This is a genomic window from Streptomyces sp. NPDC021115 (genome assembly GCF_044333065.1).
GTDB lineage: Bacteria > Actinomycetota > Actinomycetes > Streptomycetales > Streptomycetaceae > Streptomyces.
In genome coordinates this window covers 115,351-140,117 of record NZ_JBIRQF010000020.1, presented here as the reverse complement: position 1 = coordinate 140,117, position 24,767 = coordinate 115,351, and the positions used below count along the sequence as shown (strand labels likewise).

The window sequence follows — 24,767 nt, the reverse complement described above, 5'->3', positions numbered from 1 at the left end:
TTGAACGGGGGTGGGGCGTCGGCTGCCGGAGCCGGGCGAGGGGGAAGGGCGGCTGTTCCGTCAGCTCGCCCGGCCGCGTCAGCGGCGCGTCGAGGTCGCCCGGCCGACGGCGCTGAGCGTCGATGCGGCCGTCACGGCGTTGTCGGGGAGGCGGGTGGCGGTTCCGCTCGGCGATCTCCCGCGTGCGTGATCACCGCCACCGTGTGGGTGGCCGTCCCCGGTCACAGCTGACGCTCGCGCTCCTGTCAGCTGTGCTCAGTGCGAGGTACGGGTGCTGGTGCGCGGGCCGCCGTACTCGGCGTCGGTCACGTGCTCCAGCCAGTTGACCTCGTCGCCCTCCCACAGGGCGATGTGCTCCATGAACTGGTCCGGGGAAGCGCCGTGCCAGTGCTCCTCGCCGGGCGGGCAGCCGATGGTGTCGCCCGGGTGAGCCTCGATGATCACGCCGTCCCGGGTGCCGATCAGGGCGACCCCGGACACGACGTGCAGGGTCTGGCCCAGGCCGTGGCTGTGCCAGGCGGTGCGGGCACCGGGCGCGAAGCGGACCATGTTGGCCCGTGCCCGGGAGGGCTCCTCGCCCCGGTAGATCACGTCCGCCCAGACGTCGCCGGCGAACATGTGGGGAGGCAGCTTCATGGTCGCGGGCTGCTTGAGGATCTCCATGGTGGTACGTGCTCCTTGCGTCGGCCGCCGTAAGGGCGGTCGTAGTGGGTGAACCCGGGGGTGAGAAGGGGGTCAGGCCGTGCGGAACAGTTCCCGGGCCACGTTCAGGGCGGACATCGCCCTGGGCCAGCCGGCGTAGAACGCCATGTGGGTGATCGTCCCGATGATTTCCTCTTCGGTGACGCCGTTCTGCCTGGCCAAGGGGATGTGGAAGGAGAGCTGCTCGCTGCTGCCGCTGGTGATCAGGCTGGCCACGGTCACCAGGCTGCGGTCCCTCGGGGACAGCTCCGGGCTCTTCCACTCCTGCCCGAACAGCACGTCCTCGCTGTAGCCGGCGAGCGCGGGAGCGATGTCCCCGAACAGCTCGCGCGGTCCCGGCGGGGTCTTCTCGGTCATCGTTCGTGTCCTTCCGTGTGACTCGGCGGCGCTCATCGGCCGGCCTGGTCCACTTGCGTCACTACCGATGAAACTGCAGGTCACAGACGCGTGGAAGGACTCGTTGATACGTGTACTGGCAGTACACCCCACGATCGCGGAAGCCGTCGTAGCCTCGAAGGCATGGACAACCGAAGCGAGGTACGCGAGTTCCTGACCAGCCGCCGTGCCAAGATCACGCCCCAGCAGGCGGGGCTGCCCGCCTACACCGGCAACCGGCGCGTCAAGGGGCTGCGCAGGGAAGAAGTCGCGATGCTCGCCGGCGTCAGCGCCGAGTACTACGCCCGCCTGGAGCGCGGCAGCCTCTCCGGCGTCTCCGAGACCGTCATCGACTCACTCGCCCGAGCCCTCCAGCTCGACGAAGCCGAGCGCGCCCACTTGGACGACCTCGCGCGCACCGCGAACACCACCCGCCGCCCCACCCGCCGACGAGCGGCGCAGCCCGTCCGTCCGGCCCTGCAGCATCTGTTGGACGCGATGACCGAGGCACCCGCCTTCATCCGCAACGGCCGCCTCGACATCCTGGCCACCAACCGGCTCGGCCGCGCCCTGTACGACCCGGTCTTCGCCGACCCGGCCCGCCCCGTGAACCTCGCCAGGTACGAGTTCCTCAACCCCGGCGCCGCCGACTTCCTGCCGCAGCTCGAACGCCAGGCGGCCGGAGCGGTAGCCCTCCTGCGCACCGAGGCAGGCCGCGACCCCTACAACCGGGACCTGACCGACCTCGTCGGCGAACTCTCCACCCGCAGCGAGAAGTTCCGCACCCTGTGGGCCGCCCACGACGTGCGGCTGCACCAGACCGGCGTCAAGTACTTCCACCACCCCGCGGTCGGCGACCTCGCCCTCCCCTTCGAAGCCATGCCCATCCCGACCGACCCCGGCCTCACCCTCACCGCCCTCAGCGCCGAACCCGGCACCCTCGCCCACGACAGCCTCAAGCTCCTGGCCAGCTGGGCTGCCACTCTCGACCAGGACGACCAACCGGACACCGCGGACACCAGCGGCGAACAGACCGTATAGCGAGAGCCCCCCCAACGTCGCCCGGCTAGACCCCGCCGAACAACGCATGAGCCAACACCCATGCAGTGAGGTGACGCGGCACCGAGACAGACCCTGAGGGTGTCTTTATTGTCGTACGGTGGTTGACCCGGGGCTTTGCGATCGCCTGCGTGTGCTCTCCGCCCTTGCACGGCACCTTCCCTCCGTCTTACGTCGCCATCGGCTGGTCACCCCGGGCACGCTGCTGACCTGGCACCGGCGTCTGGTGCGCTGGAAGTGGCGCCAGACGGCGGTCGGACCCGGTCGGCCAGCGTTGCTGGGAGAGACGGTCGCGCTCATTCAGCGCTTGGCGCTAGAGAACCCGACCTGGGGGTACGTCAGGATGCAAGGTGAGCTGCGGCGGCTCGGTCACAGGCCGACGCCCTGCGTCACACACACCGGCGCGAGACTATATGTGCTGACGGCGATCGAGCAGGCCAGCCGTCGCATTCGGGTCCTCGGCGCGACCACGCACCCGACTGCGGTATGGGTTGCCCAGGCGGCGCGCCATCTGGTCATGGACCTGGAGAACGCCAGGTGCCGGGCACGGTTGCTGATCCGCGATCGGGACGGGAAGTACCCGCAGATGTTCGACGCGATCCTCGCCGACGCCGGGATCCAGACCGTGCTCACCGGCGTAATGATGCCCCGGATGAACGCGGAGATGGAACGCTGGGTAGCGACCTGCTACCTCCAGGACTGGGGTTCGGGTGGGCTCACCGTCGCCCGCGCCGATCTGTGGGCCCTCCTCGCGATCCTCGTCTTCTCCGCATTGCGGCCACCGACGCCCTGGTCTCGATACGGCAGGACGGCAAGATCGCCACCCGGATCGTGTTGCGGGACGCGTACGGCTGCTCGATGGCGTTCGAACCTCGCGTCCTGCTCGACGACCCCCTGCTGTGGCACGGGCTGGAAACCGGCGCCCGGCGCTCCCTGGAGCGCGGCACCTGGCGACACGGGGAGGACACGCTGCGGCGGCTGGGCGAGCGGATCGACGGTGGAACGACCCACGCCGTGCTCAAGGCGTCTGGGCTGGAGTGACCCGCGTCAGGGCCCACGTCAGCCGCGTCAGAGGGGTATCAGGACGCCATCAGGAGCGCGTCCTGTTCTCCCCCGGCGCCCTGGCCCGCCGGCTCCTCGGCCGCCCACGCGAGCGACGGCCGCGCGTCTCTTCCCACGTTCCCGTATCGCAGTGTGTGCGCCGGCCTGCTCGAGCCGGGTGACAGCAGGCGTTGAGTTCAGCGGTATCCGACCTGTCGCCCAAATTTGACTGTACGTCAAATTCCTTGCGGCGGTGAGGAGTTAGAGCCTCTACCGGCTGTCGGCTACGGCTTCATGCGGGCGGGTGAAGCTTGTTGGAGGTCCGCGCCGGAGCTGACCTGCCGGTGGGTCTCCTGGGGGCCGTGCCAGTCCAGGCACATCACGGTGGCGTCGTCTTCCAGCCGGCCCTTGGTGGCCTCCAGGACCTCGGTGGTCAGTGTCAGCACGGTCTCCCGCGGGTGGAGGTGCCGCGTGCTCTTCAGCAGGGCGGGCAGGTCCACCCTCTGCGCGTCGCGTTCGAGCATGCCGTCGGTGAGCATGATCAGACGGTCGCCGGGGCGCAGGTCGATGTCCTGGGAGCGGTAGGGGTGGGCTGCGGTCAGGGGCAGTCCGAAGGGGTGGTTCACGTCGCAGGTAATTTCCTCCACGGTCTCCCCGCGGAGGCGCAGCGGCCAGGGGTGGCCGGCATTGACGAGTTCTGCCTCCCCGGTGTGGAGGGAGATGCGCAGCAGTTGCCCGGTGGCGTGGCCGCGGTCGTGGTCGGTGAGGGCCTGGTCGGCGTGCCGGGCCTGGTCGGTCAGGTCGGCTCCGGCGCGGCGGGCGCCGCGCAGGGCGCCCATGAGGATGGTGGCGGTCAGTGCGGCGTTGGTGTCGTGGCCCATGGGGTCGGTGACCGAAAGGTGCAGGGTGTCGCGGTCCAGGGTGTAGTCGAAGGTGTCGCCGCTGATCTTTTCCGAGGGTTCCAGATTCCCGCACAGGGCGAACTGGGCGGCCTCGCACGACAGCGATGAGGGCAGCAGCTGGTATTGGATCTCCGCCGCCAAGGTGGGGGGTCTGGAGCGTTTGCCCCAGGTGTAGAGATCGGTGAAGCGCTGGTTGGCGATCACGATGTAGGCGAGGACGTGGGCAGCGTCTCCTACGGCGTCGAGGATGTCATCGCCAGGCTCGGCCGGCAGCAGCACCTCGAGCAGACCGATCGCGTCGCCACGGTTGGTGACCGGCGCGATCACTCGCTGTCCCTGTCCGGTCGCTTCCTGGTACAGGTGCTGGGTGCGGATCACCCGCTCGTAGACACTGCCGAACAGTTCGATCCGCTCCGCGGCCCGTCCGGCTTCCTCGGCGGCCGCGATGGACAGGCGCGCCACTGCCTTCCCGGTCAGATCCAGGATGAGGAAAGAGACCCGCGTGGCGTTGAAACGCCGCCGGAGGTCCTCGGCGACCACGTCGACGGCCTCCACCGGTGCCGCCATCTCCGCCGCTATCAGCAGTCGGGGAAGTTCACTGTGCCCACTCATGGCCTCGGTTCCCTTGGTGTACCCCTTTCACCAGCCTAAACCTGTCAACGTAGGCGTCGAGGAATCCAGGGGCAGTCACGAAACGTGGACACCGCGAGATTGGTCTCCGCGTCGTCTCCGCGTCATCAGTCGTGGCGAGCGAGCTTGGCCGCGGAGATGAGCAGGATCACGACCAGGGTGGGGATGAGCACCAGGTCAGGGAACACCCCCAGAAGCAGCCCGCCCAGCACCGCGCCGACGGTGGAGCCTGCGGCCATGACCAGGGTGAAGCGGCAGCGCGAGCGCGTCCAGGGTGGTGGTGTGCGTGACCAGCAGGGCGGCCGCCATGAGCACCATGAGAGCCGCCAGCACCTCCTCGGCCACGCGGTGCGCGAACAGCGCGCACATGTATCCGTCGGTGACCAGGTGGTGGCCGCGCAGATAGAGGACGTGGCGGTCGTCCCCGGTCCGCAGGAGCGCGAGGACGAAGGTCCGGCCGGACTCCAGGCTCACCGGACGCGCCACTTCGGCCCGCATCCACGCCTCGGCGGCGGCGCGCGGATCAGGTTCCCCGGACACGTCGAGCACCGGGAACGGCCAGTCGGGCACCGGTGCGTACACCTGCCGGGGGCCGTCGTCGCCCTCGGTGAAGCCGACATTGAGCGTGTCGGTCTCCGCCACCGCCCGGCGCAGCGCGTCCTCCAGTGAGGCCACCTCGAGCGGACCCGTGATCTCCAGGTACTCGGCGGCAATGTGCCCCCGGTATTGCCTCAAGCCGCGACGCCCGGCCCGAAGAAGCCCCGGAGTCCGTCGCCTGTGGGCCCGATGGGCAGGCTGTGCGGTGACGGCGAAGGCAGCCGCCGCGTTACCCGCTGCCGAGGAGAGCGGAAAAAGCGCACCCGTTGGGAGTCGCCCGCGCCGTTGCTATCGGCGGCGGCCACCCGGCGCCCCGGAACGTGTACGGCCTCGCCGCCGGGAGCATCCGTCCGCGTCGGCGTACGGTCATCCCGGTTCAGGCGAGCCCGAACGCGCCGATCGCGGTGCGCGTCAGCGACCAGGTGGGACTGCTGAGTGGCTGGACGACGCCGCTCCATTTGTGCTGCTCGGCCGTTCCTCCGCATCCAAGGACGTCGAGCTACTCGTGCTCCGCCATGAGGTAGCCGTGCTGCGCCGCAGCACTCCGAGGCCGCGGAACTGGGAGACCGAGCATCCGAGTTCGCGGTCTTGGTGCGGGACCGGGCCCGGCAGTTCACCGATGCGTTCGACGCCGTCCTCGCCAGCGCCGGCATCACGGTCGTGAAGATCCCTCCGCGCCGAGGTCCTCGGCGATCTCGTACTCGACGCGGATCTCCACCGTATGCCCCGCGGTTGACCGGGAGCGGGTCGTCCAGCGGCAGTTCGGCGATGCCCTCCTGGATGACGGCTCCGAGCGCGTACTCGACGTCGGCGTCGGGGAAGGCGGCGATGGCCGAAGGCCGCCAAGCGGTGGTCGGCCTGCCCGGACAAAACCGCCGGTAAGGTCGTCCTTGTGGCAGCGGAGGAAACGACAGCAGGCAAGACGGAACCGTCCGGCAGGCGGCAGCGCCGCAGGCACCCCAATGATCCCGGCCGCCAGCGGGACCCCGTGGGTACCCGGCGCGCCATTCTGGCCGCGGCCGGCGCCGAGTTCGGCACCCACGGTTTCGACGGGGCCCGGGTCGTCCGTATCGCGGAGGCGGCCGGTGTCAGCCATCAGCTGATCACCTACTACTTCGGGAGCAAACGCGGTCTGTACGAGGCGCTGAGCGAACGGTGGCTGGAGACGGCCATGCCCGTCGGTCACGCCCTGCCCTTTGCCGAAGCCGTCCGGCGGTACTGCCACATGGCGTATGAGGATCCTGGCTGGGTCCACACGCTGACACGCGAAGAAACCGGCACACGCCCTCCGGCCGAGGACGAGCGCGCTGCCGAGCTGTTCAAGAACATCGAGGAGATGCGGGAGCGGCAGGCGCGCGGCGAGATCCGCTCCGACCTCGATGTCGGAGCGGTGTCCCTCGCCTTCTTCGCCGCCTCGATCGCCCCGACGGCCCTACCGTGGATCGCCCGCGAGTTCACCGGACAGGACCCCACCTCGCAGGAGTTCATCAACCACTACGCCGAGCAGGTGGCCCGGATCATCAACGCACTTGCCGAGACGACGGCCGACGAAGCGGCGGTGCCCGGTACACCGGTGGGCGACGCGCCCGAAGAATGACGTAGCTCCCGCCCATCGGGAGCACGGAAATCATCCCGGCGGGAGCCGCCGGGCCAGCTGCATGTGCGCCAGCAGCCAGTCGTGCGATGTGCCCGCCACCCAGACCCGGCTGACGGCGGCCTGGATGACGAACGGGGGCAGCTCGGGCACGAAGGCAACGCGCATTTCCTGCAGGCAGCTGACCACGGCCGTGGTGCCGAACCGCCGGACGGTCACGTCGTAGGTGTCCACCTGGCTGGTCCGGCCCAGACGTGCCGCGTACCGCAGCCAGTCGTCCACGCCGTGGATGTGGCCGACGGCGCTGTGGACGATCACGCAGTCAGGGTGCAGCAGGGCGCGGATCGCCCGCTCCGGGTCGGGGAGCGTCTGGGCCGCGAGCCAGGCGGCCTCGGCCTCCTCGACGGTGGCAGGGGTGGGGTGGGGGGTCACCGCCGTCGGCGAGCTGGTCACAGTTCCAGCTCCAGGATCGGGGACCTCGACCGCGACGAGCACGGGGTGAACAGGCCCTCCGCGCGCTCGTCGTCGGTCAGGACGTCGTCTCGGTGATCGGGCTCGCCGGCGCGCACCCGCACGATGCACTCACCGCAGATGCCCTGCCCGCACGAGTTGGTGGCGTCGACGCCGTTCGCCAGCAGGACGTCGAGGACGCTCCGGTCCTCGGGGACGGGGTATTCCGCCCCCGTCGAGGACAGCCGGACCGTGAAGCCGTCCCCTTCTCCGCCGTCGGGCTCGGCGGCGGGCACCGCGGCGCTGAAGCGCTCCTTGTGCAGGGCGGACGCGGGCCATCCGAGTTCGGCCGCCCGCCCGAGCACGTAGTCCATGAACCCGCCGGGACCGCAGAGGTAGACCGCGGTGTCCGGAGCGGGTTTGCCCATGTCGCTTTCCAGGTCGAGGAGTTGCTCCGGGCCCTGGTCGTCGAAGTGGAGGGTGACGCGCGGGTGGTTCTCCAGCTCGGGGACGAAGGCCGCCTCGGCCCGGCTGCGGGCGCAGTAGTGCAGGTGGTAGTCCCCGCCGGTGGCATCGAGGGTCTGGGCCATCGACAACAGCGGGGTGATGCCGATGCCTCCCGCGAGGAGCAGGTGCCGGCGCGCGTGCGCCAGACCGAAGCGGTTCCTCGGTGCGGCGATCCGCAGCGTGTCGCCCTCGGCGAGGGCGTGCATCGCCTGGGAGCCGCCGCGTGACGCGGGGTCGTGCAGGACAGCGAGCCGGTACTGCTTGCGGGCTCCGGACGGGCCGCACAGGGAGTACTGCCGGACCAGTCCCGTCTCGCCGACCTGAACGTCGACGTGGGCGCCGGGCTCGTACTCCCACAGTTCGCCGCCGTCGACCCGGGCGAGGTCGAAGACCGCGATTCTCGGCGCGGCGTCGTGCCGATTCACGACGACCACGTCCGTCCAGGTGGTGGTCACGCCTCGATCACGCCCCCGCGGCCGTGGGTGCGGCGATCCCGGCCGCCCCGGCCTGGTCCGCCGCCTCCCGCCGGATGAGGGCCCCGGACTCCACCTGCCGGACCGGCTCGCCGGGCGCGGCGACGCCCAGCGGGGTCCGGCCCGCCTCGACGTCGTCCACCATCGTGCGCAGCATGCGCCGGAGCATGACGACCCCGCGGTCGGACGGGGCCAGGGTCTCCTCCGAGTGCTGGGTGATGTCGCCCTGCGACCGCTGAGCCTCGTAGTCGCCGGGGAAGCGCTGGCGCTCCTCGCCGGTCAGCAGCCAGCCGTCCTTGCCGTTCTGCTTGATGCCGAAGACGAAGTCCTCGAGCCGTTTCGGGTCGGCGGCGCGGATGGTGAAGACCAGACGGTGGTGCGTGTCGTCGACGGGGACGACCCAGATGAGCATGTCGTTCCGGGTGTCGGGGGTCACCCTGTTGAAGTTGGGCAGGCAGATGATGTTCGGCAGGTGGAGCTCCACCGACCAGTCGATGTCCACGAGCTCCCCGTCGGGGCCCTTCTCGTCCTGGTAGCGCTGGACGTACTTCACGCCGTGGTCGGTGCGGTGGTAGGTGACGCGCTCCGCGACGGTGGAGGCGTCGTAGAAGCTCTCGGGGAAGCCGGTGGTGCCGGTCCCCTGGAACTGGAATCCGCTGTGGGTGGAGTGCAGCCAGGACGCGTGCACGGGGTCGACCGCGTTCTCGAAGAGCTGGAGCCAGTTGAAGTCCTGCTCCATACCGAGGACCTCGGCTCCGGGCACCGTCCAGCTGCTGAAGTAGGTCTCGCCCTCTTCGAGGGGCTCCAGGCTGTCGAATCGCGGGAGCGGGGGCTTGAGCTCGGACGGGCCCATGTAGACGAAGACCAGGCCGTACCGCTCCTCCACCGGGTACCACGGCTGGCGTGCCAGGTTGCGGCGGCGACCGCCGTCCACCTCACATGCCTGCTCCACGCACTGGCCCTGCACGTCGAACTTCCAGCCGTGGTAGCAGCAGCGGATGCCGTCCTCCTCGATGCGGCCGAAATGGAGGCTGCTGCCGCGGTGAGCGCACCGCTCGAAAACCACGCCCGCGCGTCCCCGGCCGTCCCTGAAGACGATCAGGTTCTCGCCCAAGAGGCGGGCGCGGTGCGGAACGTCGCTGGTCAGCGCGGTGGAGCTGGCGATCGGGTGCCAGTAGCGGCGCAGCGCCTCGCCCATCGGCGTGCCGGGGCCGACCTCGGTCAGACGGGCGTCGTGCGACGAGGGCTTGCGCCCATATCCGGTTCCCGTGTCGATGACGGTGGTCTCGGTCATGCTCAACCATCTCCTCGGTGTTGAGGCGGGGGCGCGTGGACGAGGCCGTCGGAAGCAAGGCCATCGGAGGTTCGGACGGCTGAGGAGAACCTGTGGCTCAAGGCTCCTTCGTGCTCCCGTCCAGCGGGGACACCGCGGAGGTACGGCGGCCCCGCTTCCACGGCTCGGGCAGACGCGGCAGGCGGTTCGGCCCGCATGGCGCTCCTGCCGTTGTACGGCCCTGATGAAAAACTGTCAACTGCTTGACCTGCTTTGATGAATTACTTGCAGAGCCTGTCGGATCGCCCAATCGCTCTGTTACGTTGGCACGGCGCCGAGACGACGAGCCGTCCACGGCCCGTTTCGACGTCTCGCGATCACCCCTGAGAACGCGCCGCACGAGCGACCACCACACCGCACCCCCGCGCTCCCGCCGCTGCCGCGCGTCCGCCCAAGGCCGAAGGAGTCGATGATGCCCGGACCTGCTTCATGAGCGCCCGACACGGCGCCGAGTACGACTACGTCGTCATCGGCGCGGGCACCGCCGGCTGCGTCGTCGCCGCACGTCTGTCCGCCGACACCGGCGCAAGCGTGCTGCTGATCGAGGCCGGCCCGCCCTCGGATCGCAATCTGCTCGTCCAACTGCCCCTCGGCGTCGGTCTGCTGTCCGGCCGCAAGAAGATCGGCTGGGGATACGAGTCGGAGCCCGAGCCGGGACTGAACGGCAGACGGATCCCCATCCCACGTGGCCGACTGGTCGGCGGAACCGGTTCGATCAACGGCTCGACCCATGTCCGCGCGCACCGCCTCGACTACGACGACTGGGTCAAGTCCGGTGCCACGAACTGGGGTTGGGACGATCTGCTGCCGTACTTCCGCCGCGCGGAGAGCAGTTGGCGCGGGGACACCGAGCACCACGGCGGGTACGGGCCCGTCACCGTGTCGTCCTCCGCCCGACGAGGACCTTTCGGCCGGCGTCTGGACCGCGCCGCCCGATCGCTGGGTATCGAGTTCCCTGACGACACGCAGAGCGGCGACCCCACCGGCGCCGGGCAGAACGAGACCGCCATCCGCCGCGGCCGACGCCACAGCACCGCCGCCGCCTACCTGCGCCCCGCGCTGCGGCGACGCCCGAACCTCACCCTGCTCACCGGGGTGCTGGTGGACAGGCTCGTGCTGGAGCACGGACGAGTGGCCGGCGTCCGTGTCATGAAAGGCTCACGCAGCCAGGTGATCCGGGCGGCCCGCGAGGTCGTCGTGTGCGCCGGGGCCTACAACTCGCCGCAGCTGTTGATGCGTTCGGGCATCGGCCCGGCGGACCACCTGCGTGAGGTCGGCATCGACACGGTGGTGAACCTTCCCGGAGTCGGCGGCAACCTCCAGGAGCATCCGGCGGCGCCCGTGCTGTTCGACGTCAAGGATCCGGTGACCTTCCACCAGCACCTGCGCGCCGACCGGCTGGTGCTGGGCGCGGCCCGCTGGTTCCTCACCGGGAGCGGGCCACTGGCCCGGATGCCCGAGTTCCTGTCCGCCTACGTTCGCACCCGCGCCGGCCTGGACCGCCCCGACGGGTTCCTCGGCATCCTGGCCGGCGGCTTCGACGCCCGGCCCTGGTTCCCCGGCATCCGGACCCTCAAAGACCGCCACTGCGTGGCCCTCAATGCCGTCGCGACCCCACGCAGCCGCGGCGAGGTCCGGCTGGCCTCCGCCGACCCGACGGCCCCTCCGCGCATCACGTTCAACCTCCTGACCGCCCCGGAGGATGTCGCCGCCCTGCGGGAGACCGTGCGCACCACGCTGGCCATCCTGCGCAGCCCCGACGTCGCCCCGATGGTCCGGGCGGAACTCGCTCCGGGCCCCGACGTGCGTACCGACCAGGACTTCGAGCGCTATCTGCGGGAGACCGGCTACTCCGCCAACCACTCCTGCGGCACCTGCGCGATCGGAACTTCCGAGGACGCCGTTGTCGACCCCGACCTGCGGGTGCGGGGCATCGGCGGACTGCGCGTCGCCGATGCCTCAGTACTGCCCAGCGTGCCCGGAGCGAACATCAACGCCACCGTCATCGCCGTCGCCGAGAAGGCATCGGACCTGATCCGCGGGGTGCCGGCCTCCTCCGGCGCCACCGCCGTCACGCCCACGAGGTGTCCATCCACGAGGTGGCCCGATAGCTCGGACACCGATTGATCAAGGTCACGTCGACCGCCACGGCCACCTCAGGCCGGACGGGCGGGAACGCAGCCGTCAGTCGGCCTTCGGCGGAGCCGTCCAGCTGGCGCGAGCCATCTGCCGCCGGAACCGGATGCGGACCTGGTCACAGGATTCCAACTCCCGTAGAAACCTGTGCTGAGTTGGTGTCGGCTTAGCCGGGAAGTACGCGCCGCGTCGCGCTGGCAGACTCCGAATTCGACGACGAACGCACAGGTCAACGGCTTGGGCTCACTCACTCCGAGCGAGCCCAAACTGGAGTCGTGCTGAGTTCCGCTGCCACCCGTTCCGGACCGCTCGGGGCCGTCGTACTGGATCGGTGCTGATCTCGGGGGCGCTCCGCCGGACCCACTCATGCCGACCGTCAACAGACGACATCATTTCGGGCTACTATGATCACTCGAGGAGTTGAAGGAGGGTTAAGCCGTGTCTGGTCAGGCGCTTTCCAGTCTCACCCGCTCGACAACCCTCCGGGAGCGCGCGCTCGTGGCACTACGGACGGCCATCACCACAGGCCAGTACCAGCCTGGCGACCACCTCGGAGAAGTGGAGATCGCCGAGCACCTGTCGGTGAGCCGCGGCACGGTGCGCGAAGCCCTGCGCCACCTCCAGCAGGAAGGCCTCGTCACCGCGGGAGCACGTGGCATGCTGCGCGTGTCCCAGCTGACCCCCACCGAGGTCCGGGAACTCTTCCAGGTCCGGGAAGCGCTGGAAGGACTCGCGGTGGCACAGATCATCGCGTCACCGCGCAGGCAGGACGCGGCCGAGGCCCTGCGCAAGGCCCTGGAAAAGCTCCAGGAGGCCTTCGCGTCAGGCGCGGACCTGGCCGCGAAGGTCGAGGCCGATCTCGGCTTCCACCTGCTGTTGTGCGAGCTGTCCGGTAACTCGGTACTCCTCAAGACCTGGCGACAGCTCGAAGGGCCGATGCGCGTGGTGATCATGAGCGCCGCCACTGAACGCCGCGACGTGGCCATGTCCGCGGCGGCCCACGAGCCCATCGCCGACGCCATCGCCCGCGGAGACGCCGCAGCGGCCCAGGAGATCCTGCACGCGCACATGGCCTCGGCGATCGAGCAGCTGGGCATCGGACGCGACGGCACGCACGAGACCGCCTGACCGCCGCGACCTTAAGGTGCATGTCTCATACCGGGGCACGCTCGGCAAGGTCAGATCACCCGACCCGGCAGGCCCGCCCGGTGTTCCGTGGAGGGGCCTGCCGTACGGCAACCCCACGAGGCGGGCGAGCGCCGCCGAATCCTGCTCGACCTCGGAGGCGATGACACCGAGCACGCCCTGGCACTCACGCCACAGCAACTCGGCGAACAGCATCTCCTTCGTCCTCCAGCGCGGGTAGACGGTGCCCTTGTCGATGCGGGCGCGGCGCGCGATCTCGTCGACGGCGGCCCCCGCAGATCCTTCTGCGCAGTGGCCTGGGGCATGTTCCGTATGAAGCGGCCCACGACCTGGTAGAGATCCGCTACGGCGTCGGGCTCGCCGCGATCGCCCAGGACCGCCGCCAGGTGACCACGGGCCCCGGGTGAGAGTGGCGCGGAGCGCTTCCGCCGGAGGAGGTCCTGGGTCCGCTCACCCCCGGGCTCGGATCCCGGAGGTGAGCGAACGACCCCGACCGTCGCCTCAGTGCAGGTGGGATCCGCCGTTGACGTCGTAGGTGACGCCGGTGAGGTAGCCGGATTCGGGCCGGGAGAGGAAGGCGATGACGTCGGCCACGTCGTCGACGCTGCCGATACGGCGCACGGGAACGTCCGCGATCATGGCTGCCTTGCGGTCCTCGTCCAGCTTGCCCTGGGTGATGTCGGTGTCGATCAGGCCGGGGGCGACAGAGTTGACGGTGACCCCGGAGGGCCCGAGTTCGCGGGCGAGCGCCTTGGCGAAGCCGAGCAGGGCGGCCTTGGCGGCCGAGTAGGCCACTCCCCCGAAGACGCCGCCGCCGCGCTCGGCCGACACGGAGGAGAGGAAGACGATGCGCCCGAACCCGCGCTCGGCCATCCCCGCGGCCACCCGGTGGGTGACCAGGTAGCTGCCGCGGACGTTCACCTCGAAGACCTTGTCCCACTCGGTGGGCGTGACGTCGAGGAAACGGGTCGGCGAGGTGATGCCCGCGTTGTTGACGAGGGCACCGATCGGCGGGAGTCCCGCCTCGGCCTGCGTGATCGCCGCGTCAACCGCGTCGGCGTCGGTGACGTCCGCCGCCAGGCCCAACGCCTGTACGCCGTGCCGGGCGGCGACCTCCCGGGCGGTGTCCTCGGCGGCCTCCTTGTCCAGGTCGAGGACGACGATGTGGTAGCCGGCGGCGGCCAGCGCGTGCGCGGTGGCGCGTCCGATGCCGCGACGGGAGCCCGCCCCGGTGACGACGGCGGTGCGGGGGGTGTGCTCGCTGGCCATGCGGTTCTCCTGAGGAGTGGAATGGGGAGTGAGGAAGGGCGTGAGCGCGGACGTCCCGCGCGGGATCAGAGTTCGCGGCGGACGCGTTCCTTGATCGCCGCCACGGAGAGGCCGTAGCGGTCGTGGAGGGTGGGCAGTGCGCCCGCGGCGAGGAACTCGTCGGGCAGGCCGATCGGGACGATGCGGGCCGTCTGCTGGGCGAAGGCCAGGCTGGAAGCCACGGACTCGGCGAGGCCCCCGACGACACTGTGGTTCTCGAGGGTCACCACGAGGCGTCCCTTGCCGGCCTCCCGCAGCACCGTCTCACGGTCGAACGGCTTGATCGTCGGCACGTGCAGGACGGCGACGTCGACGTGGTCGGCTTCGAGTTCCGCCGCCGCGCTCAGGGCCCGTACCGTCATCAGGCCGGTCGAGACGAACAGCACGTCACGGCCGCCACGCAGCTGCGCCGCCTTGCCGAGCTCGAACCGGTAGTCGTACTCGTCCAGGACGGTGGGCACCGCCCCACGCAGCAGTCGCGTGTAGGTGGGGCCGGGGTGGGCGGCCAGCGCCGGGACGGCCTGTTCGATGTCGACGGAGTCCGCGGGGTCCACGATCGTCAGGCCGGGCATGCCGCGCAGGATGGCCAGGTCCTCGGTCGCCTGGTGGCTGGGCCCGTAGCCGGTGGTCAGTCCGGGCAGCGCGCCGACGACGTTGACGTTCAGTTGCGGCTCGGCGATGTCGAGGCACAGGAAGTCGTAGGCGCGGCGGGTGGCGAAGACGGAGTAGGTGGAGGCGAACGGGGTCAGCCCCACCTCGGCCAGCCCCGCCGCCGCGCCCAGCATCACCTGTTCCGCCATGCCCATCTGGAAGAAGCGGTCGGGGTGGGCCTCGCGGAAGACGTGCATGTCGGTGTACTTCGCCAGGTCCGCCGAGAGCCCGACCACATCGGGGCGTTCCTCGGCGAGCCGGGCCAGCGCGTGCCCGAAGGGGGCCCTCGTGGTGCGCTGTCCCTCTTCCCCGATCGAGGCGATCATCGCGGACGTGGTGAGCCTCCGCTTGGGGGCCTGGGCCGGCGTGGGTGCGGCGTGAGTCGGCGCGGAGCTGTTCATCGGACGAGTCCCTCTCCGTGGGTGGTTGTGCGGTCGGAGTCGGCCCCGGCCAGGTGACGCTCGGTCAACTCATCGCGGGCCGCCTGCCATTCGTGTTCCTCCACCCGCATGAAGTGCGCCTTCTCCCGGATCTCCAGCATCGGCACACCGCACCCGATCCTGGTGTCGCAGATGAGCACGGCAGGTGATCCGCGGTGTTCGCGCAGGCTGTCGAAGGCCGCGACGAGCGCGTCGATGTCGTTGCCGTCCACGCGGATCGCATACCAGCCGAACGCCTCCCACTTGGACGTGACCGGCTCGGTGCGCAGCACGCCCTTGGTCGGGCCGTCCGCCTGGAGGGCGTTGACGTCGACGATGGCGGTGAGGTTGTCCAGCCCGTGATGGGCGCAGGCCAGCGCCGCCTCCCAGGTGGAGCCCTCGTCGAGTTCGCCGTCGGAGAGCAGGTTGAACACGCGGGCGTCGCTGCCCTGGTGGCGCAGGCCGAGGGCCATGCCGGTGGCCACGCCCAGACCGTGCCCCAAGGAGCCACCGGAGATCTCCATGCCGGGGGTGTACGAGGCCATGCCCGACATGGGAAGACGCGAGTCGTCACTGCCGTAGGTGGCGAGTTCGCCGGCCTCCAGCACACCCGCCTCGGCGAGCGCCGCGTACAGCGCGATCGCGTAGTGCCCGATCGACAGCAGGAACCTGTCGCGCTGCGGCCATTCCGGCTCGTGGGGACGGTGGTTGAGGACGTCCTGGTAGACGACGGCCAGGACGTCGGCCACACCCAGCGCCTGTCCGATGTAGCCCTGCCCCTGGGTCTCCCCCATGTCCAGCGCGTGCATACGGATGCGGTAGGCGGATTCCTTCAGCGCACGCACCCGCTCGGCGGGCGACACCCCCGCCGCGGGGGTGGCCGGAGTGGTCATCGTAGTCATCCTCATCTCTTTCTCTCGGTGGACGGCCTTGAGGTCTCAGTGGGCGGCCTTGAGCACGGGTCCGGCGGACGCCGTCACGACCCGGTCGGTCTCCCGGCGCTCCGACTCGCCCCATGTCTCGCGCGTCACCAGCGTCGCCACGAAGCCCAGCAGGCCGTAGCAGGTGAACAGCACCGCTGGGCCGATCCAGCCGGTGCCGGAGTACAACGCGGTGGCAATCATGGGCGTGAACCCGGAGACCACCGCGGACAGTTGATAGGCCAGGGACGTTCCGGCGGTACGGGTCTTGGTGGCGAACAGCTCGCAGAACCAGGCCCCCTGCACACCGGCCAGGCAGTTCTGGCAGACGGCGTAGCTGATCAGGAAGGCGACCGTAACCAGTGCCGCGGTCTCGGTGTTGACGAACAGGAAGAGCGGGATGCCCCAGACGACGCTCACCGCGCAGCCGAACAGGTAGACCGGGCGGCGACCGACCCGGTCCGACAGGCGGCCCCAGAGCGTGGTGGCCGCGATGCCGAGGGCCGCTGCCGTCACCAGCGCGGTGAGGGTGGTGGTGCTCGAGACGTCGGGGGCGTCGCCGTCATCCAGGTAGGACAGGACGAAGGTGACCGAGACGGCGTACCCCGCGGTCTCCGTGGTCCGCAGGCAAAAGGCCCGCAGAACGTTGCGCCAGTCCTCGCGGATCACTGTGAGCAGGGGGTTCTTGACGAGTTCGCCGGACTCCTTGACCTCCTCGAACTGGGGCGATTCGTCGATCTTGAGCCGGATGAAGATGCCCACGGCGATCAGCACGGCACTGAGCAGGAACGGCACGCGCCAGGCCCAGGTGTCGTCCAGGGTGTGCCGGCTGAACAGGAAGGCGAGGTTGGCGAGCAGCAGACCGACCGGGAAGCCCGCCTGTGTGATGCCCGTGTACAGGCCGCGCCGTCGCCACGGCGCATGCTCGAAGGTCATCAGGATGGCACCGCCCCACTCGGCGCCGAAGGCGAGCCCCTGGATCACACGGACGGCCACCAGCAGGACCGGCGCCCAGACCCCGACCATCTGGTAGGTGGGCAGGCAGCCGATCAGCACGGTTGCGATGCCCATCAGCAACAGGGAGCCGACCAGTACGGGCTTGCGGCCGACGCGGTCCCCGAGGTGACCGGCGACGATACCGCCCAGAGGCCGGGCGGCGAAGCCGATCCCCAGCGTCGCGAAGGACAGCAGGGTCGCCGACAGCGGGTCGGAGTCGGGGAAGAACACGTCGCCGAAATAGAGCGCCGCGGCCGTGCCGAAGCCGATGAAGTCGTACGTCTCGATGGTCGCGCCGACCCCGCACCCGACGGCGACTCTCAGCCGCTCGGGCGACCCGTGCACCGCCTGGTGCGGCGCCCTGGACTCAGCCATGCCGATCCTCCTCGATCGTAGGCGGTCATCTGTCCCGGAAAATGCCGACTGTTGTCTGTTGACAGTCAACAGTCGAGAGCGATGCTGCGGCGATGATGAAGCGCTGTCAACCCATCCGACGAAGATCCGCGTCATCTACTCGGGTAGCGCGCGGTTCCTTCCGCGAGGGAGGGCCCGCTACCGGGCCACGGGCAACCAGCCGACCGCCCTGCCCGGTCCGCCGGACGACCTGGAAATCTTCAGCGGGAGGAACTGGAAGTGGGCGCCGGTGGTGGGGAGTTGGTCGAGTTTGGCGAGCCCTTCGATGAACACGGCGCCACCGCCCAGACCCTCGACATGGACCGGACCTCCGTCGTGCGCGGCTCCCATGCTGGGACCGTCCGTACCGACGCAGCGCACTCCGCGGTCGAGCAGGTGACGCATACAGTCGACGTCCGGGGCGGGCCACCCGGGCGACTGTTTCAGCACGGCGACGTCGTAGGACGAGATGTTCCAGCACGCTGAGGTTTCCCCAGACGCCGTCGCGGGCGCGGTTGCCCGAGACATAGCCGACGCCCGCGCGCACCGCGCGCCGCGGCGACCAACGGGCAGTGGACCGGCCCAGGACCCGCATCGTCTGACCGGGCGGGTGGGAGCGGTCACCCCAGGCTCGTAGCAGCAGGTCGCTGGCGGCACTGGGATCGAGCGAGGTGATCCCGACGACTTCGCCGGGGCCGACTCGCAGGGGCGCCTCGGTGTCGGGCAATTCAAGCAGAGGCGGCTCGCCGGTCACCGCGTCGGCCACCGGCGTCGGCCGGTCGAGTGCCCGGGCGGCGTCCCCGACCATGGTCGTCAGCAGGGCCTGGTCGTCGATGTCGGTCAAGGGCACCCGGTCCGCCACCGTGCGCCCGTCCCGCAGCACGGTGGCCACGTCAGCCACCTCGCGGATCTCCCGGAAGCGGTGGCTGACCAGCACCACACCCACCCCGTCGGCGGTCAGCCCGCGCAGCACGGTGAACAACCGCTCCACCTGCGGCCGGTTCAGCGAGGCGGTGGGTTCGTCCAGGAGCAGCAGCTGGGCGCCCTGCGCGAGCCCGCGGGCGATCTCCACCATCTGCTGGCGGTCCAGCGGAAGGTCGCCGACCCGGGCAGCCAGGTCAATGACGGTGTCCTGGCCCGGGGAAGCCAGTGCCGCGCGGGCGGCTGCACGGGCTCGGCGCCGACGCCCCCGTGCCCGGCCGGCGAGCAGCAGTTCGTGGGTGGCGATGTTCTCCAGCACCGACAGATGCGGCAGCAGAGACAGTTCCTGGTAGACGATGGCCACCGACGGGCGATCGCGGGAGCCCCCGGCTGCGACCTCCAGGTCACCGGTGTCCGCGCTCTCGATACCGGCCACGATGGCGAGCAGAGTCGACTTGCCGGCGCCGTTGGCGCCGAGCAGCGCGTGCACCTCGCCGGCCTTGACGGTCAGGTCGACTCCGTCGAGCGCGCGGGTGGAGCCGAACGCTCTGGTCGGGCCGCGAACGGTCAAGAGAGAAGCATGGAGGGGAGGAGAGGGGCGGTCATAGCCGTGACCTCGATTCGAGGTGTTTCCATGCCGACGGCGCGTGCTGTCCGTACTCGGACACCGGGGCCGCGACATTTGACCGAAAAGCGACTTTCGACTAAAGGTGAATCCTTTGTCGCGGTCATAGTGAGCGACTGAAATGCCGACTGTCAACAGACAGCAGAGGATCGTTGCTCGTCATCGTGACCGGGACCGAGGAGGGGCCTCGGCACTCCCCGTTCGACCCGAAGGGTGCGAGCCGGTTTCGGCCTTGGTGGGGTCGGCGGCTGTGCTGATGGCGTGACCGAGGCGGCGTAGCCCGCCGTGCAGGCGGCGGAGTACCTCGGGTACGGGCTACCCGCCGACCCGGCCGCCGCCACCTGGGCCGCTCGCGATCATCAATAAGTATGTTGACATAGGTTTCTCCTCATAGGTAACTTGGTGGCGTGTCCGGAATCAGTGAGGCTCGTCCGAGCCGGAGCGTCGACCATGTGGCCGCGGGCCTCGTGGCGTGCCTGCCCGCACTGAACCGGTACATCAAACAGAGCGTCGACCGGCAGCTGCCCTACGCCAAGCTCCCCGAGCGGCAGTTGGCCTTGCTTCAGTACGTCGCCGAGAATGACGGCGCCACCGTCCACAAAGCGGCCGACGCACTGCGGATGATGCCGAACAACGTCAGCGCCCTGGTCACCCGCCTCACCGAAGCGGGCCTGCTCGAACGGCATCAGGGCGACACCGACAAGCGGGTCGCGCGCCTGTGCGTCACCGCAAAGGCGCGTCAGCGCATCCGCGAGGTCGAGAGCTTCGCGGCGGCGCAGCTCGCGTCCGCGCTGCATACCCTCACCGACGGCGACCGCGACGCCCTCGGCTCGGCGCTCGGCGCGCTCGAGGCTCTCACTCAGCGCCTGCGCGACCACTCCGCCTGACCGGCCTTACTCCCCGTACGCCTACTGCCCTTGCCGCTGCTGCAGCGGGGGCTGGGTGTGCTGGCTCCCCTACGCAGCTCCCCCACACGTCCACGCGCCCCAAGCCGCGCGCCACACGTCTCGAGGACATCTCACCCGTGTCTGTCACCGCTGTCTCCACAGCGCCCACTCCCGTATCCGGCCCCCACCTCCGCGGTCCGCGCGCCAACCCGTGGCTGACGCTGGTCGCCGTCGCGTTCGGTCTGTTCATGGTCGGCCTCGACGGCTCGGTCGTCTCGATCGCCAACGCCGAGATCGCCCGCGACCTGAACGCCAGCACCGCCGAACTACAGTGGGTCACCAACTCCTACCTGCTCGCTCTCGCCGCCGCCCTCATCCTCGGTGGCAAGCTCGGCGACCGCTTCGGGCGCCGTACGGTCTACCTCGTCGGCGTCGTCGGATTCACCGCCGCGTCCGTCGCGATCGGCCTCGCCGGCTCGGTGGAGGGCGTCATCGCCTTCCGCGCCGTGCAGGGCCTCTTCGGTGCGATGCTCATGCCCAACACCCTGGCGTTGCTGCGTGCCGTGTTCCCGCCGAAGAAGTTCGGCATGGCGGTCGGCATCTGGGCGATGATCTCGTCCGTCGCCACCGCGCTCGGCCCGATCGTCGGCGGGCTGCTCGTCCAGCACGTCAACTGGGAGTCCGTCTTCTACATCAACGCCCCCATCGGCGTCATCGCCCTCCTCTTCGGCCTGCTGGTCCTGCCGCAGTCCAGGAACGAGGCGGCCGCGGGCGAGAAGTTCGATGTGCCCGGAGTCGTGCTGCTCGCCGCCGGACTGCTCGCCGTCATCTTCGGCGTCGTCAAGGGCGAGACGTGGGGCTGGACTTCGGTCGGCACCCTCGGCGCGATCGCCGGGGGCGTCGTCGTCCTGGTCCTCTTCGGCTGGTACGAGACCCGCGTGGCGCACCCCCTGCTCCCCATGCGGCTGTTCCGCAACCCGGCCCTGACCATCGGTACGTTCGTCACCGCCCTGAACTTCTTCGTCCTGCTCGGCGCGATCTTCTTCGTGATGCTGTACCTGCAGAACGTACGCGGCTTCACGCCCGTCGAGTCCGGTGTGCGCACCCTGCCGCTCAGCCTCGCCTCCATGGTGGCCTCGCCGCTCGGCGCGAAGCTCACCGAGAAGTTCGGCCCGCGCCTGACCATGCCGCTCGGGATGGTGCTCCAGGCAGGCGCCGCGTTCACGATGCTCGCGTGGAGCGACGACTCGTCGTACCACGCCATGTGGCCGCCGTTCGTCGCGCTCGGTCTCGGCGTCGGCATGGTGATGTCCGCTTCCTCCGCCGCGATCGTCGGCAACGCCCCCGTCAAGGACGGTGGCATCGCTGGTGGCCTCCAGGCCACCTCGCTGCAGGTCGGCGGCGCGCTCGGTACGTCGGTGCTCGTCTCCCTCATCAGCGGCCGCGTCGGCTCCACCCTCACCGACTCACTCACCGACGCGGGCGTGCCCCACGCGATCGCCGGTCGCCTCGAGGAGGCGAAGGACGCGGTCGCCATGGGCGTCGCCCCGGTCTCCGACGCGATGCCGGCGCAGCTCAGGGCCGCCGTGACGGAGGGCAGCCACACCGCCTTCATGAACGGCGTCCACACCGCCGTCCTCGTCACCGCCATCCTCGCCCTCGTCGGCGCCGCCCTCGCGGCGGTGGGCCTGCGCGGCCGGAAGGACGGGCACGACGAGAACGACACGAAGGTGCCGAGCCCGGCCGTCCAGGCCACGGGCGCTCAGTCCGTCCCGGCGGCGACCGCGAGCGCCGCGGCCACGGTCCCGTCCTCCGGCGGCATCCCAGTCAGCGGCCACGTCCGCGGTGCCGAGTCGGCACCCGTCCCGCAGGCCACGGTCACCCTGATCTCGCTGAGCGGGCGGCAGTTGGGCCGCGTAGTGGCCCATCCGGACGGTTCGTACACGGTGGACGCGCCGGACGCGGGCAGTTACGTGCTCATCGCCTCCGCCGAGGGCTGCCGGCCACAGGCCTCCACAGTGGTGGTCGACCACGAGCCGGTCTCCTACGACATCCTGCTCTCCGGCACCAGCGGCCTGGCCGGCACGGTCAGGTCGGCCGACCACAAGGAGCCGGTCGTCGGCGCCACGGTGGTCGCGGCCGACGTGCGCGGCGACGTGCTCGCGACCGGACTGACCGACACGGACGGCACGTTCAGTTTCACCGAGCTCGTGCCCGGCCAGCTGACGCTCGCGGTGACGGCCGCCGGGTACCGGCCGGTCGCCCTGCCCATCGAGATCGCCGCGCAGGGCGTCGCCGAGAGGGAGGTCGAGCTGTCCTCCGGCCTGCGGGTGCGGGGCGTGGTCCAAGCCGCGGGCCGGCCACTGAACGACGCACGGGTCACGCTCATCGACACGGCCGGCGTCGTGGTGGCCACCGCGACCACCGGCGAGGACGGAGGCTACGCCTTCACCGACCTGGACGGCGGCGAGTACACGGTCCTGGCGGCCGGCTACCCGCCGCAGGCCACCGGCCTGACCGTGCACGGCTCCGGCGTGGAGAGCCACGACATCGTGCTCTCCCACCCGAGCGGGTGACAGGGGCCGGGCCGGACACGCCAGGCGTCGCAGCGTGTCCGGCCCGGCGGTGCCCCGGGCACGGAGATGAGCGGCCACCCCCGTGCGCTCGCCCTCTGGCCCGCCCGACCGGCGGGACCGCTTTCCTCAGCTGGACGCCGAGCGCGAGCGGTTCTCGGCGAGCGCGCTCCGGGTGGCCCCCAGGACGGCGAGAACGTCCTGGGCGGCAGCGCGGACGGTGGACTCGTCCGGTTTGGCGGAGGGTTCGAGGGCCGCTTCGATCGTGTTGCCGAGCAGGTCCGCCCGGTGGTCCGGAGGGAAGTCCTCGCTCGGGGGGACGACGATGCCCCCAGTGATGAACCCGGTCAGCACCGCGTCGATCGTGTAGATCTGGTCTGCCGCCGACGCTTCGACGGTCACCAGCCCGTGCGCGCGCCATACGTCGACGAGGCTGGCGAGCAGAGCGTAGAAGCCGAGTTCCTGGATGACGGGAAGGCCGTTCGCGGTGATGGCGAGCGCGCCGAGGACTTCGCCGTCACCGGCATGGACGGCCCGGGTGACGGGGTCGCGGGTCTGCTGCAGGAACACCTGCCGGACCAGCCTGCTGGGCAGGGCGGCGGACGGCTCCTGCTCGATTCCGGCGGAGACCGCGCCGAGCGTCTTGCGGAGTTCGCGCCGCAGCAGTTCGGTGAACAGCGTCTGTTTCGTCTTCCAGTGCAGGTAGACGGTGCCCTTGCCGATACGGGCGCGGCGGGCGATCTCATCGACGGTGACCCGCTTGTAGCCCCACGCCAGCAGCAGTTCGCGCGCGGCGGCCAGGATGCGCTCGGCGCGTTCGTCGTCGGTCTGCGGGGAAGCGGCCAGGCGATCCGGGGTCATGTGCACAGCATCCCACCACACGCTTCGCGTGACCAAATTTCAAAACTGGTCATCCAGTATCGATCAGAGGTAGGGTCGAGACATGACCTCTTCGTCGCTCCCCCCACAGGACGCCCGCCGCGCCCTCATCGTCGGGTCCGGTATCTCCGGTCTGGCCGCGGCTCTGAGCCTGCACCGGGCCGGCTGGCAGCCCCTGATCATCGAGCGGGCGCCCCACCGCCGTACCGGCGGCTACTTCGTCCGCTTCAACGGCCCCGGCTACACCGCCTCAGAACGCCTGGGCATCCTGGACTCCCTCCCGGACCGCCGCGATCCCGAGGGGCGCACGTTCGAAGTGGACTCCCGCGGTCGCCTCCGCCCCGGCCTGCCCTTTCCCGAACAGATCAACGGCACCCCACTGCGGATGCTGCTGCGCAGCGACCTGGAGCGCGTCCTGCACGAGGCGGTCCAGGACCTGGCGGAGATCCGCTACGGCACCGGCCCCGCCGCCATCGCGCAGAGCCGTGACGAGGTGACCGTGACCCTCACCGACGGGTCGCGGGAGAGCGCGGACCTCCTCATCGGCGCCGACGGCATCCACTCCACCGTCCGATCCATGGTCTTCGGCCCCGAGGACCTCTACCGCAAGGACTTCGACCACGTCGTGGCCGCCTGTGTCATGGACGGCCCGCTGCCCGGCATGCGCGAGGGTGACGGTGCGGTGGCCACCGCACCCGGCCGCTCCGCCTGGATCAACAGCTACCGCGACCACCCCCCGGTGGCCTTCCTGCTCTACCGCACCGACTGGCCCGCCGCAGAGATCCGCAAGAAGCCCTCCGACGCCCTGCGTCAGGCGTTCGCCGGCTTCGGCGGGGACATCGTGCCCGCCATGCTGAAGGCGATGGACCGCTCCGAGTCCGTCCTGTTCGACCAGGTCAGCCAGATCCACCTCAACCGCTGGAGCCAGGGCCGAGTGGTGCTGCTCGGCGACTCCGCCTGGTGCATGACCCTCCACTCCGGCCAGGGCTCCGGCATGGGTATCGCCGGCGCCGAACTGCTGGCCCGACTTCTCACTGAACACGACGACCTGCCCACCGCCCTGGGCAGCTGGGAACAGCAACTGCGCCCGCTCGTCACCCGCTACCAAAAAGAAGCCCTGCGCATGCGGCACTTCTTCATGCCCGCGAACCGCTTCGGCCGCATCGCCCGCAGCACCTTGATCCGCGCCGTCTCCACCCCGGTCGGCGCCAAGCTCGGCAAGGCCCTGATGGGCTGACACCACACGAGAA

22 protein-coding genes and 2 pseudogenes are annotated in these 24,767 nt (G+C 70.2%); 10 read left to right on the top strand and 14 right to left on the bottom strand.

Going from position 1 to position 24,767, the window contains the following annotated elements; all coding sequences use genetic code 11:
* Positions 1-10: 10 nt before the first annotated feature.
* A complete protein-coding gene (locus tag ACH4TL_RS38045) occupies positions 11-190 on the top strand; it encodes a hypothetical protein (protein WP_398327674.1) in 180 nt (59 codons plus the stop codon).
* 65 nt (positions 191-255) lie between these two features.
* On the opposite strand, the gene ACH4TL_RS38040 is transcribed toward ACH4TL_RS38045, so the two are convergent.
* Both ACH4TL_RS38040 and ACH4TL_RS38035 read right to left on the bottom strand, forming a co-directional pair.
* Positions 256-663: a cupin domain-containing protein gene (locus ACH4TL_RS38040; protein WP_351485117.1), complete on the bottom strand. Its 408-nt coding sequence runs from the start codon at positions 661-663 to the stop codon at positions 256-258.
* A 72-nt stretch (positions 664-735) separates the two neighbouring features.
* Entirely contained in the window at positions 736-1,059 is a 324-nt protein-coding gene (locus tag ACH4TL_RS38035) for a carboxymuconolactone decarboxylase family protein (protein WP_398327671.1), read from the bottom strand.
* Between the two features lie 162 nt (positions 1,060-1,221).
* Between ACH4TL_RS38035 and ACH4TL_RS38030 the strand changes: the two genes are divergently transcribed.
* Positions 1,222-2,118, top strand: coding sequence for a helix-turn-helix transcriptional regulator (locus tag ACH4TL_RS38030; RefSeq protein WP_398327668.1), 897 nt, complete (start codon positions 1,222-1,224; stop codon positions 2,116-2,118).
* Positions 2,119-2,874: 756 nt separating this feature from the next.
* On the top strand, positions 2,875-3,177 hold the full coding sequence (locus ACH4TL_RS38025) for a hypothetical protein (protein ID WP_398327665.1): 303 nt from the start codon (positions 2,875-2,877) through the stop codon (positions 3,175-3,177).
* A gap of 284 nt (positions 3,178-3,461) precedes the next feature.
* On the opposite strand, the gene ACH4TL_RS38020 is transcribed toward ACH4TL_RS38025, so the two are convergent.
* Both ACH4TL_RS38020 and ACH4TL_RS38015 read right to left on the bottom strand, forming a co-directional pair.
* Positions 3,462-4,691, bottom strand: coding sequence for a PP2C family protein-serine/threonine phosphatase (locus tag ACH4TL_RS38020; protein WP_398327662.1), 1,230 nt, complete (start codon positions 4,689-4,691; stop codon positions 3,462-3,464).
* 195 nt (positions 4,692-4,886) lie between these two features.
* Positions 4,887-5,444: a condensation domain-containing protein gene (locus ACH4TL_RS38015; RefSeq protein ID WP_398327659.1), complete on the bottom strand. Its 558-nt coding sequence runs from the start codon at positions 5,442-5,444 to the stop codon at positions 4,887-4,889.
* Positions 5,445-6,198: 754 nt separating this feature from the next.
* On the opposite strand from ACH4TL_RS38015, the gene ACH4TL_RS38010 reads away from it, so the two are divergent.
* Positions 6,199-6,903 carry a TetR/AcrR family transcriptional regulator gene (locus tag ACH4TL_RS38010; protein WP_398327656.1) on the top strand — a complete coding sequence of 235 codons (705 nt, stop codon included), beginning with the start codon at positions 6,199-6,201 and terminating at the stop codon, positions 6,901-6,903.
* Between the two features lie 30 nt (positions 6,904-6,933).
* On the opposite strand, the gene ACH4TL_RS38005 is transcribed toward ACH4TL_RS38010, so the two are convergent.
* The 3 genes from ACH4TL_RS38005 to ACH4TL_RS37995 are packed head-to-tail and all read right to left on the bottom strand — an operon-like array spanning position 6,934 to position 9,624.
* On the bottom strand, positions 6,934-7,353 hold the full coding sequence (locus tag ACH4TL_RS38005; RefSeq protein ID WP_398327653.1) for a nuclear transport factor 2 family protein: 420 nt from the start codon (positions 7,351-7,353) through the stop codon (positions 6,934-6,936).
* The gene (locus tag ACH4TL_RS38000) at positions 7,350-8,312 is read right to left on the bottom strand and encodes a PDR/VanB family oxidoreductase (protein ID WP_398327650.1); all 963 of its coding nucleotides are present in this window, start codon (positions 8,310-8,312) and stop codon (positions 7,350-7,352) included. Before ACH4TL_RS38000 ends, ACH4TL_RS38005 begins: the two co-directional genes overlap by 4 nt.
* 7 nt (positions 8,313-8,319) lie before the next feature.
* The gene (locus ACH4TL_RS37995) at positions 8,320-9,624 is read right to left on the bottom strand and encodes a Rieske 2Fe-2S domain-containing protein (protein ID WP_398327647.1); all 1,305 of its coding nucleotides are present in this window, start codon (positions 9,622-9,624) and stop codon (positions 8,320-8,322) included.
* A 468-nt stretch (positions 9,625-10,092) separates the two neighbouring features.
* Between ACH4TL_RS37995 and ACH4TL_RS37990 the strand changes: the two genes are divergently transcribed.
* Both ACH4TL_RS37990 and ACH4TL_RS37985 read left to right on the top strand, forming a co-directional pair.
* Positions 10,093-11,790 (top strand): GMC family oxidoreductase, encoded by a 1,698-nt coding sequence (locus tag ACH4TL_RS37990; protein WP_398327644.1) that lies wholly within the window; start codon positions 10,093-10,095, stop codon positions 11,788-11,790.
* A 507-nt stretch (positions 11,791-12,297) separates the two neighbouring features.
* Positions 12,298-12,927 carry a GntR family transcriptional regulator gene (locus ACH4TL_RS37985; RefSeq protein ID WP_398327641.1) on the top strand — a complete coding sequence of 210 codons (630 nt, stop codon included), beginning with the start codon at positions 12,298-12,300 and terminating at the stop codon, positions 12,925-12,927.
* Between the two features lie 207 nt (positions 12,928-13,134).
* Here the strand turns inward: ACH4TL_RS37985 and ACH4TL_RS37980 are convergent.
* From ACH4TL_RS37980 to ACH4TL_RS37955, 6 genes and pseudogenes are all read right to left on the bottom strand, one after another.
* Positions 13,135-13,215: pseudogene (locus tag ACH4TL_RS37980) on the bottom strand (TetR family transcriptional regulator); the annotation flags it as partial.
* A gap of 231 nt (positions 13,216-13,446) precedes the next feature.
* Complete coding sequence (locus ACH4TL_RS37975; protein ID WP_398327638.1) at positions 13,447-14,214, bottom strand: SDR family NAD(P)-dependent oxidoreductase; 768 nt, start codon at positions 14,212-14,214, stop codon at positions 13,447-13,449.
* A 65-nt stretch (positions 14,215-14,279) separates the two neighbouring features.
* Positions 14,280-15,305: a transketolase family protein gene (locus tag ACH4TL_RS37970; protein WP_398327635.1), complete on the bottom strand. Its 1,026-nt coding sequence runs from the start codon at positions 15,303-15,305 to the stop codon at positions 14,280-14,282.
* Positions 15,302-16,216: a transketolase gene (locus tag ACH4TL_RS37965; RefSeq protein WP_398425432.1), complete on the bottom strand. Its 915-nt coding sequence runs from the start codon at positions 16,214-16,216 to the stop codon at positions 15,302-15,304. Before ACH4TL_RS37965 ends, ACH4TL_RS37970 begins: the two co-directional genes overlap by 4 nt.
* A gap of 45 nt (positions 16,217-16,261) precedes the next feature.
* A complete protein-coding gene (locus ACH4TL_RS37960) occupies positions 16,262-17,614 on the bottom strand; it encodes an MFS transporter (protein WP_398327629.1) in 1,353 nt (450 codons plus the stop codon).
* Positions 17,615-17,720: 106 nt separating this feature from the next.
* The gene (locus ACH4TL_RS37955) at positions 17,721-19,124 is read right to left on the bottom strand and encodes an ATP-binding cassette domain-containing protein (RefSeq protein ID WP_398327626.1); all 1,404 of its coding nucleotides are present in this window, start codon (positions 19,122-19,124) and stop codon (positions 17,721-17,723) included.
* A 470-nt stretch (positions 19,125-19,594) separates the two neighbouring features.
* On the opposite strand from ACH4TL_RS37955, the gene ACH4TL_RS37950 reads away from it, so the two are divergent.
* From ACH4TL_RS37950 to ACH4TL_RS37940, 3 genes and pseudogenes are all read left to right on the top strand, one after another.
* Positions 19,595-20,065, top strand: coding sequence for a MarR family transcriptional regulator (locus ACH4TL_RS37950; RefSeq protein WP_055553591.1), 471 nt, complete (start codon positions 19,595-19,597; stop codon positions 20,063-20,065).
* Between the two features lie 137 nt (positions 20,066-20,202).
* Positions 20,203-21,759: pseudogene (locus tag ACH4TL_RS37945) on the top strand (MFS transporter); the annotation flags it as partial.
* On the top strand, positions 21,748-22,641 hold the full coding sequence (locus ACH4TL_RS37940; protein WP_398327754.1) for a collagen binding domain-containing protein: 894 nt from the start codon (positions 21,748-21,750) through the stop codon (positions 22,639-22,641). The pseudogene ACH4TL_RS37945 and the gene ACH4TL_RS37940, both read left to right, overlap by 12 nt.
* Before the next feature lie 126 nt (positions 22,642-22,767).
* Here ACH4TL_RS37940 and ACH4TL_RS37935 read toward each other — a convergent pair whose 3' ends face one another.
* Positions 22,768-23,499, bottom strand: coding sequence for a TetR/AcrR family transcriptional regulator (locus tag ACH4TL_RS37935; RefSeq protein ID WP_398327621.1), 732 nt, complete (start codon positions 23,497-23,499; stop codon positions 22,768-22,770).
* Between the two features lie 82 nt (positions 23,500-23,581).
* Between ACH4TL_RS37935 and ACH4TL_RS37930 the strand changes: the two genes are divergently transcribed.
* On the top strand, positions 23,582-24,754 hold the full coding sequence (locus ACH4TL_RS37930) for an FAD-dependent monooxygenase (protein WP_398327618.1): 1,173 nt from the start codon (positions 23,582-23,584) through the stop codon (positions 24,752-24,754).
* Positions 24,755-24,767: the final 13 nt, after the last annotated feature.

Bases quoted from the DNA above. Each gene is read 5' to 3' on its own strand.
- ACH4TL_RS38035 (WP_398327671.1), bottom strand. From the start codon at position 1,059: ATGACCGAGAAGACCCCGCCGGGACCGCGCGAGCTGTTCGGGGACATC.
- ACH4TL_RS38030 (WP_398327668.1), top strand. From the start codon at position 1,222: ATGGACAACCGAAGCGAGGTACGCGAGTTCCTGACCAGCCGCCGTGCC.
- ACH4TL_RS37930 (WP_398327618.1), top strand. From the start codon at position 23,582: ATGACCTCTTCGTCGCTCCCCCCACAGGACGCCCGCCGCGCCCTCATC.
- ACH4TL_RS37975 (WP_398327638.1), bottom strand. From the start codon at position 14,214: ATGGCCAGCGAGCACACCCCCCGCACCGCCGTCGTCACCGGGGCGGGC.
- ACH4TL_RS37965 (WP_398425432.1), bottom strand. From the start codon at position 16,216: ATGACCACTCCGGCCACCCCCGCGGCGGGGGTGTCGCCCGCCGAGCGG.
- ACH4TL_RS37995 (WP_398327647.1), bottom strand. From the start codon at position 9,624: ATGACCGAGACCACCGTCATCGACACGGGAACCGGATATGGGCGCAAG.
- ACH4TL_RS38020 (WP_398327662.1), bottom strand. From the start codon at position 4,691: ATGAGTGGGCACAGTGAACTTCCCCGACTGCTGATAGCGGCGGAGATG.
- ACH4TL_RS37960 (WP_398327629.1), bottom strand. From the start codon at position 17,614: ATGGCTGAGTCCAGGGCGCCGCACCAGGCGGTGCACGGGTCGCCCGAG.
- ACH4TL_RS37970 (WP_398327635.1), bottom strand. From the start codon at position 15,305: ATGAACAGCTCCGCGCCGACTCACGCCGCACCCACGCCGGCCCAGGCC.
- ACH4TL_RS38040 (WP_351485117.1), bottom strand. From the start codon at position 663: ATGGAGATCCTCAAGCAGCCCGCGACCATGAAGCTGCCTCCCCACATG.
- ACH4TL_RS37990 (WP_398327644.1), top strand. From the start codon at position 10,093: ATGAGCGCCCGACACGGCGCCGAGTACGACTACGTCGTCATCGGCGCG.
- ACH4TL_RS37935 (WP_398327621.1), bottom strand. From the start codon at position 23,499: ATGACCCCGGATCGCCTGGCCGCTTCCCCGCAGACCGACGACGAACGC.